Raw genomic sequence first — 13,599 nt, 5'->3', positions numbered from 1 at the left:
TTTTTTAAATTAAAAACCCAATAATTAAAAAAAGCTGCTCTGTGCCAAGAGTGGCTTTTTTATTTAGCTCCAAAAGCTAATAATTGATTATAAATCACATTTCGTGCTTGTGTTCTAATACTCACAGTATCTTCAATAGTTAAACCTTTTGTGTCTATAAATTGATGTATGTGTGCTCTCATTTTTCCTGGTCCACCACTAAAAAAGGTGTAAGAAAAACGTTTTTTATTATCGGCAAAAGTGATAGGTACAATTGGTATTTGATGATTTATAGCTAAGCGAAACGCGCCATCTTTAAAATCGGTTAACAAAATATCTTCTTCAGGTACTAAACCTTCAGGAAAAATACAAATACTCAAGCCATCTTTTAATCGCTTTTTAGCTCTTAAAAACACACGTTTTCTACTTTCCGGGCTACTTCTATCTACCAAAATACAAGTACGCTTGTAAAAAAAACCAAACAAAGGTATTTTTGCCAACTCGGCTTTACCAACAAATACAAATGGGTTTTTAGTTACCACAAGCATTAACATAATATCTGCCATAGAAGTATGGTTAGCAATAAACATATAACTATCACTTTTATTTGTATGCTGCTCTCGGGTAATCTTAGTATTAAAACCCATACCTATTAATATAAATCTAGCCCAAATGCGTGCTAGTTTAAAAAAATATGGATACCATGATTCTTTTAAAATAGAAAGTAATAAAAAAGGAAATAGTATTAATATTGGCAGCGCTACTAATATGTAGAACCAAATACGATATAAAAGCCAAAAAATATATTTAAAAATAATCATAAGCATCAAAACTAATTAAATTTATTGAACTCGTGACATAAAAAAATTACCTTTGTTTTTTAAGAATAAAATTACATCGAATTTTAAATAATTCACATTTAATATTTTAAAAGTTTACCGCATACGCGGAAATTACCATGGCAAGAATACTTACAGGAATACAAAGTACAGGAACTCCACATTTAGGAAATATTTTAGGCGCATTAATACCTGCAATGGCATTAGCAAACGACGCTTCAAACGAGTCTTTTTTATTTATTGCAGATATGCACTCGCTAACACAAATAAAAGATGGAGAAACATTACGAAATAACACCTATTCTACAGCAGCAACTTGGCTAGCCTTAGGTTTAGATATTGAAAACACTGTATTTTATAGACAAAGCGACATACCACAAACAACAGAGTTAACCTGGTATTTAAGCTGTTTTTTTCCGTATCAACGCTTAACTTTAGCGCATAGTTTTAAAGACAAAGCAGATAGGTTAGACGATGTAAACGCCGGTTTATTTACTTACCCAATGTTAATGGCTGCAGATATATTATTATATGATGCAGAAATTATTCCTGTTGGTAAAGACCAATTGCAACATATAGAAATGACACGTGATGTTGCTTCTCGTTTTCATACTAAAATGGGTGACACTTTTGTAATACCTGAAGCTAAAATACAAGAGCAAACCATGCTTATTCCTGGAACCGATGGTGCTAAAATGAGTAAAAGTAAAGGCAATACTATTAATATATTTCTTCCTGAGAAAAAGTTAAGAAAACAAATAATGACTATTGAAACAGATAGTACGCCATTAGAAGAACCTAAAGATTGGGCTTCTTGCAATTGTTTTGCAATTTATAGTTTAATGGCTTCTGAAAGCGAAATTGAAACCATGAAAGCCAACTACGAAAATGGTAATTATGGTTATGGTCATGCCAAACAAGCTTTATTTGAGCTAATTTTAAAAACTTTTGAAACAGAGCGCGAACGTTACAACTATTACATGAACAACCTTGATAAAATAGATGAAGCTTTAGCCAAAGGTGCTGAAAAAGCTAGAGTTGTTGCAGATGCTGTTTTAAAACGTGTTCGTAAAAAAGTTGGTTATTAGTATTTCACTATGTAATTACTAAATAACTTCAAACAGTTTCCCTGGTAAAGGCCTAACAATACCTTTTAACTCCATATTTAATAATATTCCAGCAAGTTTATAAGTTGGCATGTTACAGTTTAAAGCGATAACGTCAAGCATTTGCTTGTCGTTATCTTTTAAATAATTATAAATTACTTTTTCGTTAGCATCAAGCTCTACAAACAATTGTTTTTGTACAACAGGTTTTTGTTTATCTTCCAATTGCCAATTTAGCAAATATGGTACATCTAAAGGTGTAGATAATAAATGTGCTTTTTGCTGCTTTATTAAATTATTACAACCAACACTTTGAGAATCTGTAGTACGACCAGGAACTGCAAAAACATCACGATTATAAGAATTAGCAATATCTGCAGTTACCAAACTACCACCTTTTTCGGCACTTTCTATAACTATTGTTGCTTCACTAATACCTGCAATTATACGGTTTCGTTTTAAAAAATTGTTCCGGTCAAAAGCATCTGTACTCCAAAAATCTGTATAAAAACCACCATTATTTTCTACCGCAGCCATATATTTTTTGTGTGCTTTAGGGTATATTTGGTTTAATCCATGTGCTAAACATGCAATAGTTTGTAACTTATTATCTATTGCAGCTTTATGTGCAGTAATATCTGTACCATAAGCATAACCAGATACTATAATAGGATTATAAACCGCTAAAGCTTCAACTAGTTTTTCACAAAAAGCAATGCCAGAAGTTGTAATTTTTCTAGCACCAACAATACTAATAATATGTCTATTATTTAAGTTAATGTTTCCGCTTTCAAATAATAAAATTGGACTATCTATACAATGTTTTAATTTTTCAGGATATGCTTCAGAAGTAAAATAATGTGCTTTTATGCCTTCGGTTTTAATAAAACGTAATTCGGCTTCTGCCGCTTCTAAATGGTTATTGGCAAATAAATCTTTAATTGTAACATGACCAATACCGTCAATTTTTAATAGGTTTTGCTTCTTTTCTTTTAATACGGCTTCTGGCGAACCGCAGTGCGCAATAAGTTTTTTTGCAATAGTATCTCCAATTTTTGGTACATTTTGCAAGGCTAAAGCATAGAGCAATTCATTTTCTGTCATTTTTATTGTGCTGGTTTTAAGACTACAAGAAAAGAATTTTATTGGTGTTAATAACTAATACAAGCAAGCTTTTGTTCGTTTCTAAAAATTTATAACTTTGTTTTATGCAATTAGAACACTACATAAGCGATTTACTATACCGTTACGAATGCGTTACTGTGCCTAACTTTGGAGCCTTTTTATCGCAACGCGTACCAGCAACTGTACACGAAACTACCAATGCGTTTTATCCGCCAAAAAAGAGCTTAGCTTTTAACGAGCAGATACAAACTAATGATGGTTTATTAGTAAGTTATATAGCAGATGTAGAGAAAATTCCTTTTGAAGCCGCTTCGTTAAAAATTGAAAAACGTGTAAAGTCTTTAAAGTCTTGTTTAACCCAAGGTGAGACACTTGCCTTTAAAAACATTGGTGACTTAAAATTAAATACTGAAGGCAAAATAGAATTTAGCCCAAGCTATCATTTAAATTATTTAACAGATGCTTTTGGCTTAGCACAGTATACTTCTCCAAAAATTTCGCGTGAAGTTTATAAAGAAGAAGTAGAAACTATTGAAAACGTTGTACCTATTACCGTTTCTCAAGAAAAAAGAAAAGCAAGACCGTACTTTAAATATGCTGCTATTGCATTAATTGCTTTAACTATCACAGGTTTTGGTGCTTCTAAATACTATGTAGATGGTGTTGCTGCACATAATGAAATTGCTCAAGAAGAAGCTAATTTAGCATTAGATAACGAAGTACAAGAAGCTACTTTTGTTATTAGCAATCCCTTACCTGCAATAAAATTAAATGTTACTAAGCAAAGCGGAAATTATCACCTTGTTGCTGGTGCTTATAGAGTTGAAGCAAATTCTGACAAAAAAGTAGAACAATTAATTGCTGAAGGTTTTAAAGCTAGAAAAATAGGTGTTAACCAATACGGTTTACATCAAGTAGCTTATAATAGCTTTGCTAATAGAGATGAGGCAATGAAAGCTCTAAACACTATTCGCCAGAATAGTAATCGTGATGCTTGGTTATTAGTTAAGAAGTTAGACTAAATATATTCTTAATATTTCCTAAAACTTACTGCTGAAAAATCTAAATCGGCTTACCTTTGCATTTTTAAATGCGAATAGATTAAAACAAATTCCTACACGTGTAGGATATATTATGGAAGCAAAAACAGCAAAAGAGTCTAGAACAATAATGACAGATATGGTTTTACCTGGTGAAACCAACCCAATTAATAACTTATTTGGTGGAGAATTGTTAGCAAGAATGGATCGTGCGGCAGGAATTAGTGCGCGTCGTCATTCTCGTAGAATTGTTGTAACAGCATCTGTAAATCACGTAGCTTTTAATCGCGCTATCCCATTAGGAAGTGTTGTAACGGTAGATGCCAAAGTTTCTCGTGCTTTTAAAAGCTCTATGGAAATTTATATAGATGTTTGGATTGAAGATAGAGAGTCTGGAATTAAAGATAAAGCTAATGAAGCTATTTATACGTTTGTTGCTGTCGATGAAACAGGAAGACCTGTACGTGTACCAGAATTAATACCTGAAACCAAATTAGAAATTGAACGTTTTGAAGCAGCTTTAAGACGTAAACAATTAAGCTTAGTATTAGCTGGTAAAATGAAACCAGATGATGCTACAGAGCTAAAAGCTTTGTTTGAATAAGCATAGAACACTAAAAGATGTAAAAAAAATTCCTGCTATCGCAGGAATTTTTTTTACATCTTAAATATCCAACTTGAAGGATTCTCTGTTGAATTATCTTTATAAACACTAAATCTTAATACCGTTTCTCCAGTAGCAGGATTTGTAAAAACTTCACCAATTTCTTGTTTTGTAGAGACTTTATCGCCTTGTTTAACAGATAGTTTTCCTAAGTTCTTATATACTGTAATGTAATTACCGTGTTTTATTAATACGGTTGGATTGCTTCGTTTTTGTTTAATAACACTCATTACTTCTCCTGCAAACACAGCACGTACTTTAGCATTTTTTTCGGTAGAAATTCTTACACCGTTACTATTAATTGTTACAGTTCTATCTATTGGCGATGGTTGACGCCCATAACGCACCTTTACAATACCTTTTTCAACTGGCCAAGGTAATTTACCTTTATTACTTAAAAAGTCTTTAGCAAGCGCTTTAGCTTCTGCAGTAAGTGCAAAACCTTTAGACGATGCTGCTGCTTTACTCTTAGATTTGTTCGATTTTGCTATAGCATCTCTAATTATTTTATCTATAGCACGATCTATTTTTTTAGCTTCACGCTGTTTTTCTTTTATTTGAGAAGCGTATTTATTTAAATCCTTTTTAATAACATTCATAATCGACTCATGCTCTTTTCGTTCTTTTTCTAAGGCTTTTTGAGCGATTTTATTTTCGGCAATAAGTTTGTTTTTTGCTTCCTTTTTCTTTAATAATTCTTGATTGCTTTTTTGTAAAGCTTCTGTTTTTGTTCTAATATTTTCTCCTTGCTTTTTCTGGTAATCTGCGTATTGATTTAAATACTGTATACGTTTGTAGGCCTGCTTAAAATTACTTGAGGATAACAAAAACATTACACGACTACTTTTGTTTTTGTTTTTGTACGATTTTCTAATCATACTCGCATAATTGTCTTTTAAAACTTTAAGCTCTTCTCTATTTGCAGAGATTTCTTTTTGGTTATTATTAATCTCTCGTGTTAATAAATTTGCTTGTTGGTTTGTGACCTTTATAAGGTTTTCACGTACGCTTACTTTATAGTTTAAATCTTCTATAACAGTAATCTGAGATTTTTGCTTAGATTTATTAGAATCTAACAGTTCGTTTATTTTATTAATTTCTCTTGTTAATTCTAGTCTACGGTTTTCTAATTCTTTTTGCTTGCTACTTTGTGCAAAAGAAAACATGATGCTAAATAAGCAAAGTCCTAAAAATATATAAAGGTTTTTTTTAAACATTATTTTAATTCTATAGCTTTATAACCTGAAGGAATTGTAAAAGGAAAACGTAGTGTTTCATCTAAAGATAAGTTTTTCAATTCTAGGTTAATAAGTAGTTGCTCATCATTTTCTACTGCAATAATTTTAATGTTTTCTGGTAAAATTTCTTTATCGACTTCTTGATAGTTATCGTAATTAATTTCTAAAACACGAGCTTCTTTTGGTTGTGCTATTTGTTGAGAATCCATTTTAAAATGTGATGGATTTATAAGTAAAAACAACTCGAATAAATCTTGTTGTTGCTTTGGTTGTAATAAATACGATTTATTAAAAACCGAAGCTTCATATTCTTTAGTATTAACTTTAAATATTGGCTCACCAATTATCATGTTTTGTACTTTGTTAAAGTCTAAATCTGTACCTAATAAATTGCTTAAATACGAAAAGTCTCCATCAAAATAAGTACCATCTAATTTATTATAAAAAGCAACTCTATTTGGAGTAATAATTGCTCTAACAATACCTAATTTACTTAACCAAATCACCTTGTCTTTTTCCATACGTAATGACACTGTGTAAGATTGTGATTTTGATTCCTGAATGCTTTCTATTTTTAAACGGCCGCTAAGCGTTTTAAAAGACGAAGCGTTTTTATCTATATTTTTAATAATGTTTTTAGCTGAAGCATTAGCGTTCAATTCGCCATTTGCTGTTACTGTTTTAGATGATTTACAACTAAAAAACAATGTTGTAATTAATATTAAAATATATAAAGCGTTATTTTTTATGTTCATTTAGTTTGCGAGTTCTAGCTTTGCTGCTTTATCGTTAAACGTTTTTGCTTTTGTAAAATTGTTTAAAGCGGTATAAGCTTTACCAAGTTGCTTATAAAAATCTACTTCCATTTTAGTGTTATCTATAATATAATCTAATCCTGTTTCTAGACTATTTATAGCGTCTTGAGGTTGTTTTAAATTATTTAACGCCACTCCATTTAATAAATATAAAACTGGCTGAGATGGATAACGCTCTAAAGCTTCGTCACTTTTTTCTTCGGCTAATTTATATTCTTTTAAATCTATATGAAGTAATAATATATTACGCAATATTGTAAAGTTATTAGGCTCTATATTTTGAGCTTTTTTATAATATTCTAAAGCTTTTTTTCTTTCGTTTTTTAGTAAATAATATTGTGCTACTTCTGTTAGTGTTTTTACATCTGTAGTTATTTCTGGTACAGATGATGTTATATCTACTAAATCTGATTCGTATTTAGGGTTTTTACTTACAAACTGAATAAAATCTGCTAAAACCTTTAATTTTGGTTCTCCATTAATTTGCCTGCTATTAAGCACAATACGCATAGATTCTATTGCTTTTTCTGCCTGATTATCATCAAGATAAAATTTGTACAATGCCAAATGCACTAATTGAGATTCTGGATTTATTTCTAAAAGCTTTTTTGCTGTTTCAAAAGCTTTTTCCTTATCGTTGTTTTCGCTGTAGCGGAAAATTAATGCCAAATAGTTTTTTTCGGCATCTGGATTTTTATCTACTCGATCTTCAAGATTTCTAATTTGTGCTTTTTTTCTTCCGGTAGCATTATAAATTTGATTTCTTAAACGGTCTCTAGAATCTGAAATTCCTAGTTCTTCATCTAATTCATCTAGTACTTTTAAAGCGCTTTTATAGTCTTTTGTTCTAACATAAATTGAAGCTAAATCTTCTTTATAATCTGGATGAAATTTAACAAGTTGCTTTACTGTTTTTATTGCTTTGTCATAGTCTTTTTGCTGTGCATAAGCTTCATAAAGTTCGTCTAAATACCATTCATTATCAGGATCTTTACTTACTGCCTTTTTTAAAGCATCTTCTGCTGCACCAAAATTTTTAAGTTTATTGTAATTTTTTCCTAATTCAAAATATAATATAGACTCTGAGTCATCGATTTCTAAACATTTTTGTAATGCAACTACAGCTTTATCATAATTTTCAATGCCTTTTTGCTTTAATGCTTCGTAAAACAAATCCTGAAATTCACTCTTTACATTACCTAAATCGTCTTGCGGTACATTATTAAAATCTACTTGCGCAGCATTGTATTGCGGTAATAGATATATTCCGAGGATAAAAAGTAATATTTTAAAGTGTTTGTTAATCATGTTATTTTAATAGTAAATCTTCTACTACTTCAAGTTTATTTAAAACTTTAATTGTTTCGCAAGATTCCTTCATTATGTTTCGCAGTTTTTCTGCTGTTTCTGGTAAATTATCTCCTGCGTTTGTAAATGTTTCTTTATTTGGCCATTGTGCGTAAGCTATATAATTTAATGGTTTTTCTAAATGTAACCTAGATCCTAAACCGCCTTCGTATTTTATAATTAACGCAGTTAATTCTTTCCAAGCAATTAAGAATTTTTGTTCTTTTGCGGGTTTAATTACAAATGAATAAAGAACTATATACATGCTAAATAGGTATCAATAGTTATTCCAAAACAGAATAATCTCCTATACTAATTTTGGTAAATTTACCATCATATTTTACGTGGTTACCAATCATAGCTTCATCTAAATTAGCATTTTTTATTGTGGTTTCGTTTTGAATTAAACTATTTTTAACGGTTGAGTTTTCAATAACACAATTATTCCCTATAGAAACGTTAGGCCCAATTGTGGTATTGGTTAACACCACATTTTCACCAATATAACATGGCTCTATAATAGTTGCATTATCCTTTTTTACTGTAGATGACACTAATTGCTCTTCGCCATCTGCCTGTAAAAAGCCAAGCATGCGTTGGTTAGTTTCTAAGGTTACAGTTTTATTTCCACAGTCCATCCATTCGCTAACTTCACCTGTTTTAAAAACTTTTCCATTAGCCATCATGCCTTTTATACCATCGTTAATTTGGTATTCACCACCATTAATAATATTATTATCTAGTACTTTTTGAAGTTCAGCTTTTAATACAGATACTTCTTTAAAATAATAGATGCCAATTACTGCTAAATCGCTTACAAATTGTTCTGGTTTTTCAACTAATTCTACAATTTCTTTTTTGTCATTTAGTTTAACAACTCCATAAGCTTCTGGCTTTTCAACTTGTTTTACCCAAATTACAGCATCTGCATCTGGATCTAAATTAAAATCTGCACGAATTAAAGTATCTGCATAGGCAATTACTGCTGGTCCAGATAAGGATTCTTTTGCACACATTATAGCGTGACCAGTTCCTAATGGTTGGTCTTGACGATAAATTGAGGCTTTTGCACCTAAGCTTTCTGCTAATGCTTTTAAACTTTCTACAACATCATCACCAAACCATGCTGGATCACCTAATACAAAAGCTATCTCTTCTATTGGTTGGTTTAAAACCTTTGCTATATCTTTTACTAAACGATGTACAATAGGTTGACCTGCAACTGGAATTAATGGTTTTGGTACTGTTAAACTATGTGGGCGTAAACGAGAACCTCGTCCTGCCATTGGTACTATTATTTTCATATTTGTGCCTGCTAAAGCAGGTATGTTTTAATTGTTATACTAAAATCTTAATTTATTATTTTACTCCTGTGCTCCCAAAACCACCTTCGCCACGCTTAGTTTGAGAAAGTATTTCAACTTGCTCCCATTCTGCTCGTTCATGTTTTGCTATTACCAATTGAGCAATACGTTCGCCATTCTCTATTGTAAAATCCTGAGTTGATAGGTTTATTAAAATCACACCAACTTCTCCTCTATAATCTGCATCAACCGTTCCTGGTGCATTAAGTACTGTAATGCCTTTTTTTGCTGCTAAACCACTTCTTGGCCTTACTTGTGCTTCACTACCAACTGGCAGCTCTAAAAACAAGCCTGTTGGAACAATAGTACGTTCCATAGGTTTTAAAACAATACTTTCGTTTAAGTTTGCTCTTAAATCCATTCCTGCAGATGCATTAGTTTCGTAATGCGGTAAAGCGTGAGCTGATTTGTTTATTATTTTAATTTGCATTCTAAAATTTGTTTGTTAAACTAAAGCCTTAAATTTTTATAGTACTCTCATTACAAGCTTAAAAGACTTTTATTTGCTTTTTAATATTTGTTTTACTTCTTTTTTTTCAAGCTGAAAAACAATGCCTAAAAATACAATTAATGCTCCAATTCCTATAAAATAATTACCTCTAAAATTATAGAAGTAAACCATTGAAAATAATGTTGACACACTAAAGTATAGTACAATCTTTTTTAAATTATATGGAATTGGATAGTACTTTTTTCCATAATAAAATGATAGTAACATCATTATTAAATAAGCTGAAAGCGTTGCTATAGCAGAGCCTTTATAACCAATTATTGGAATTAATATGTAATTTAATAATAGTGTGACTATTGCTCCAAACACCGAAATGTAAGCACCATACTTTGTACGATCTGTTATTTTATACCAAACAGATAAGTTGTGATAAATACCTAAGCAAAAGTTGGCTAAAAGTATAAAAGGAACAATCCACATGGCTTGATAATAATCTTCACTTCTAATTATGTATGGTTTTAAAACATCTGCAAATATTACAACGCTTAAAAAAATAACAGAACCAAATGCTACAAAAAACTCTAAAATTTTAGCGTAATTTTTTTGAGGGTTTTTGGTTTTAGAGTGGCTAAAAAAGTATGGTTCTATTCCTAATCTAAATGCTGTTGCAAACAGCGTCATAAACAAAGCTAGTTTGTAACAAGCCGAATACATGCCAATTTGCTCATCGGCTATATTTTCTGGTAACAATTGTTCAAGTAGAATACGATCAAAAGTTTCGTTTATAGAATAAGCTATACCAGCAATTAAAACGGGCATGGCGTATTTCATCATTTTTTTCCATAAAACGGCATCAATACGAAACTTGATTTTAGTATAAAATGGTAGTAAAATTAAAAGTGTAATACCACTAGCTATTACATTAGAAATAAATATATAGCTAATTTCAAAATCTGGCTTATAAATGCTAATAAATACATTGTTGTTTTGTGCTAAGTCTTTTAAGTAGAGTAATAGAAAAACATTTAAACCTAAGTTTACAGCTACATTTAAAATTTTTATAACTGCATATCGCATAGGCTTTGCAGTTGCTCTTAACCATGCAAACGGTATAATTACTAAAGCATCTAATAGTAAAACTAAAAAAACTAGATTAAGATATTTAAGCTCAATGTTTACAAGTGAAGCGATTTGATTTCTAAATAAAAAGGCTATACCTAATAAGCTAAACGAGCTTAAAATTATTGATGTTGCAGATGTATTTGTTACATTTTCCGGGTTATCGTTTTTATTAAAAAACCTGAAAAATGCGGTTTCCATACCATACGCCAGAATAACATTAAATAATACAAAGTATGCGAATATAAAAGAAACTCGACCATATTCTGCAGTAGATAAAACTGCAGGATCTGTATAAAGCGGTACTAATATAAAGCTTAACATTCTAGGCAACACTGTTGCTAAGCCGTAAATGAATGTTTGTTTAAAAAGAGATTTAAATCCGCTCAATGTACTAATTTATTATAACCCTAAATGTATTGATTTTAGTACAGCCAACAAAGTTTGAAAGCTATTAACTCTATTCTATTACTAAAATAGTATTATTCTCTAGTTACTACAGTTGGTGGACCATCTGGATAATAAATACCTTCTCTTTCTGCTAATCCTGAAATTAAAAAATATTTAGTTTTTCCTTCTTCAATATAACTTACTACACATTCGTCTGGTCTTAAATCGAATGGAAATTCAATTTGCTCAACATTTGGGTTTGGAGAACCATCATTTAAAACCGGTTTTGTTACAATTGCTGTAAATAAAGAGCGTCCTTTTTCTAAAGTGCCATACATACCTCTAAAATAAACTTTATCTATTTTAGCGTTTGTTCTGCTCTGCAAATTTGGCAAATATAACTTAGCGCCGCGACTTCCATATTTAATTGCAGCATTCCAAACTTGAAAATAAGGTTTTGTAAAGGCTAATGTTGTTTCTTTTTCTACTGGTAATTTATGTGCTCGTTTAGTAGAAGAGCAACTAAAATTTAATGTAACAACAAGTAGTAGTGTTAATGTTAGTTTAAAAATTTTCATGATTAAGTAGGTAGTGATTTGGTTGATTTTTTAAATATAATTAGTGTTTTGGTGGTGCGCTTGGGAAGAACTCACCAGGCTTTTCGGTTAAGTTTTCAATTTTAAAATATTTTATTTCTTTGTTGGCTCTATAACTAATTACACATTCGTTACTTTTTAAAGTAAACGGCAAAACTTTTGTTTTATTGGGTAAAGTATTACCGTACTCTTTATTAGTATTACCAGACATTATAACGTCTGGCTTCTTACTATTTAACTTTGAAAAATATAAGGCTTTACCAATTTTAATTTCACCTATCAAACCTCTAAAGTAAACATTTTCAAGCTTATAATTATTTCTATTTATTAAATTAGGAAAATACAATGTGTAACCAGAACCTGAAGATTCTTGTCCTGCACTCCATTTTTGAAAGTATGGTTTTGTTACACTTATTTCTGGGTTAGGTTCTAGAATAACTTTACCGCTTTTATCACTTTGGGTTGTTGCTTGTGAATTTTTACACTGTACTAATGTTAAACTTATTAAAGCAATAATAACTGTTTGAAGTAATTTCATAATAAATTGTATTCTCTAAATATAGAAAATGAAAATTTAATGCATAAAAAAACCTTATTCAAAATTGAATAAGGTTTAATATATATTATAAACTCTTAATAATACTTAGAGTTCTATTTTAGTTATTTAATGCTTCTGCTCCCCCAACAATCTCAAGTATTTCGTTAGTAATTGCAGCTTGACGTGCTTTGTTATAAGTTAATTTAAGCTGGTCTCTAAGCTCTGTAGCGTTATCTGTTGCTTTGTGCATAGCCGTCATACGTGCACCATGCTCTGAAGCGAAAGAGTCTCTAATACCTTTATATAATTGGGTTTTTAAAGACTTAGGTATTAACTCTTCTATTATTTCAACTTTAGACGGTTCAAATATATAATCTGCATTTACATTTGCTTCACTTCCTTCAATAGGCATGATAGGCAAAAACTGCTCTGTCATTACTATTTGAGTAGCGGCATTTTTAAACTTATTGTATACAATTTCAATTTTGTCAAACTCACCATCAACAAATTTATCCATTAAAGTTTCAGCAATAGCTGCCACATTATTAAAAGATAAGTCGTCGTATATATCGCTTTTGTTATCTATAACAATACCTTGTTTAGAAAAAGCATCATTAATTTTCTTTCCTATTGCTAAAACCGATACGTTTTTTCCTGCATATACATTATCAACCAAATTTTGTGTTTGCTTAATAATGTTAGAGTTAAATGCACCTGCAAGACCTCTATTAGAACTTATAGCTACAATTAAAACATTATTTACTTCTCGTTGCGTTGAAAATTTGCTTCCAGCATCTTCATCTAAAGTAGCACTTAAGCTTTGTAAAAGCTCTGTTAATTTATCTGAATAAGGACGCATTGCAGTAATAGCGTCTTGAGCCTTTTTTAACTTTGCAGCAGATACCATTTTCATGGCACTGGTAATCTGCATCGTTGAAGACACTGAAGATATTCTATTACGTATTTCTTTTAGATTCGCCATTCTCTA

15 protein-coding genes are annotated in these 13,599 nt (G+C 30.8%); 3 read left to right on the top strand and 12 right to left on the bottom strand.

Going from position 1 to position 13,599, the window contains the following annotated elements:
* Nucleotides 1–59 precede the first annotated feature (59 nt).
* Nucleotides 60–800, bottom strand: a complete 741-nt coding sequence (locus BM549_RS03070; RefSeq protein WP_290468919.1) for a 1-acyl-sn-glycerol-3-phosphate acyltransferase — start codon at nucleotides 798–800, stop codon at nucleotides 60–62.
* A 137-nt stretch (nucleotides 801–937) separates the two neighbouring features.
* Between BM549_RS03070 and trpS the strand changes: the two genes are divergently transcribed.
* Nucleotides 938–1,906, top strand: coding sequence for a tryptophan--tRNA ligase (trpS, locus tag BM549_RS03065; protein WP_290468918.1), 969 nt, complete (start codon nucleotides 938–940; stop codon nucleotides 1,904–1,906).
* Nucleotides 1,907–1,924: 18 nt separating this feature from the next.
* Here the strand turns inward: trpS and dprA are convergent, their stop codons facing one another.
* Nucleotides 1,925–3,028, bottom strand: coding sequence for a DNA-processing protein DprA (gene dprA / locus BM549_RS03060; protein WP_290468917.1), 1,104 nt, complete (start codon nucleotides 3,026–3,028; stop codon nucleotides 1,925–1,927).
* A gap of 104 nt (nucleotides 3,029–3,132) precedes the next feature.
* On the opposite strand from dprA, the gene BM549_RS03055 reads away from it, so the two are divergent.
* Together BM549_RS03055 and BM549_RS03050 are read left to right on the top strand one after the other, a co-directional pair.
* Nucleotides 3,133–4,071, top strand: coding sequence for an SPOR domain-containing protein (locus BM549_RS03055; RefSeq protein WP_290468916.1), 939 nt, complete (start codon nucleotides 3,133–3,135; stop codon nucleotides 4,069–4,071).
* A 112-nt stretch (nucleotides 4,072–4,183) separates the two neighbouring features.
* Nucleotides 4,184–4,693 carry an acyl-CoA thioesterase gene (locus BM549_RS03050; protein ID WP_013869710.1) on the top strand — a complete coding sequence of 170 codons (510 nt, stop codon included), beginning with the start codon at nucleotides 4,184–4,186 and terminating at the stop codon, nucleotides 4,691–4,693.
* A gap of 53 nt (nucleotides 4,694–4,746) precedes the next feature.
* On the opposite strand, the gene BM549_RS03045 is transcribed toward BM549_RS03050, so the two are convergent.
* The 10 genes from BM549_RS03045 to atpG all read right to left on the bottom strand — a co-directional run bounded on the left by BM549_RS03045 (nucleotide 4,747) and on the right by atpG (nucleotide 13,593).
* A complete protein-coding gene (locus tag BM549_RS03045) occupies nucleotides 4,747–5,970 on the bottom strand; it encodes a peptidoglycan DD-metalloendopeptidase family protein (protein ID WP_290468915.1) in 1,224 nt (407 codons plus the stop codon).
* On the bottom strand, nucleotides 5,970–6,746 hold the full coding sequence (locus BM549_RS03040; protein WP_290468914.1) for a DUF4292 domain-containing protein: 777 nt from the start codon (nucleotides 6,744–6,746) through the stop codon (nucleotides 5,970–5,972). Before BM549_RS03040 ends, BM549_RS03045 begins: the two co-directional genes overlap by 1 nt.
* Nucleotides 6,747–8,114, bottom strand: a complete 1,368-nt coding sequence (locus BM549_RS03035; protein WP_290468913.1) for a tetratricopeptide repeat protein — start codon at nucleotides 8,112–8,114, stop codon at nucleotides 6,747–6,749.
* 1 nt (nucleotide 8,115) lies between these two features.
* Nucleotides 8,116–8,418: an antibiotic biosynthesis monooxygenase gene (locus BM549_RS03030; protein WP_013869706.1), complete on the bottom strand. Its 303-nt coding sequence runs from the start codon at nucleotides 8,416–8,418 to the stop codon at nucleotides 8,116–8,118.
* A 19-nt stretch (nucleotides 8,419–8,437) separates the two neighbouring features.
* Nucleotides 8,438–9,457: a sugar phosphate nucleotidyltransferase gene (locus tag BM549_RS03025; protein ID WP_013869705.1), complete on the bottom strand. Its 1,020-nt coding sequence runs from the start codon at nucleotides 9,455–9,457 to the stop codon at nucleotides 8,438–8,440.
* A 55-nt stretch (nucleotides 9,458–9,512) separates the two neighbouring features.
* Nucleotides 9,513–9,947: a dUTP diphosphatase gene (gene dut / locus BM549_RS03020; protein ID WP_290468912.1), complete on the bottom strand. Its 435-nt coding sequence runs from the start codon at nucleotides 9,945–9,947 to the stop codon at nucleotides 9,513–9,515.
* 69 nt (nucleotides 9,948–10,016) lie between these two features.
* Entirely contained in the window at nucleotides 10,017–11,477 is a 1,461-nt protein-coding gene (locus BM549_RS03015) for an oligosaccharide flippase family protein (protein WP_290468911.1), read from the bottom strand.
* Between the two features lie 92 nt (nucleotides 11,478–11,569).
* On the bottom strand, nucleotides 11,570–12,055 hold the full coding sequence (locus BM549_RS03010) for a hypothetical protein (protein ID WP_290468910.1): 486 nt from the start codon (nucleotides 12,053–12,055) through the stop codon (nucleotides 11,570–11,572).
* Nucleotides 12,056–12,095: 40 nt separating this feature from the next.
* Entirely contained in the window at nucleotides 12,096–12,611 is a 516-nt protein-coding gene (locus BM549_RS03005; RefSeq protein ID WP_290468909.1) for a hypothetical protein, read from the bottom strand.
* Nucleotides 12,612–12,729: 118 nt separating this feature from the next.
* Entirely contained in the window at nucleotides 12,730–13,593 is an 864-nt protein-coding gene (gene atpG / locus BM549_RS03000; RefSeq protein WP_290468908.1) for an ATP synthase F1 subunit gamma, read from the bottom strand.
* Nucleotides 13,594–13,599: the final 6 nt, after the last annotated feature.

Source organism: Lacinutrix sp. MedPE-SW, assembly GCF_001874145.1.
In the GTDB taxonomy this organism is placed as follows: Bacteria; Bacteroidota; Bacteroidia; order Flavobacteriales; family Flavobacteriaceae; genus Lacinutrix.
Note: the sequence above shows the minus strand (reverse complement) of the source record. Positions and strands in the feature narration are given on the sequence as shown.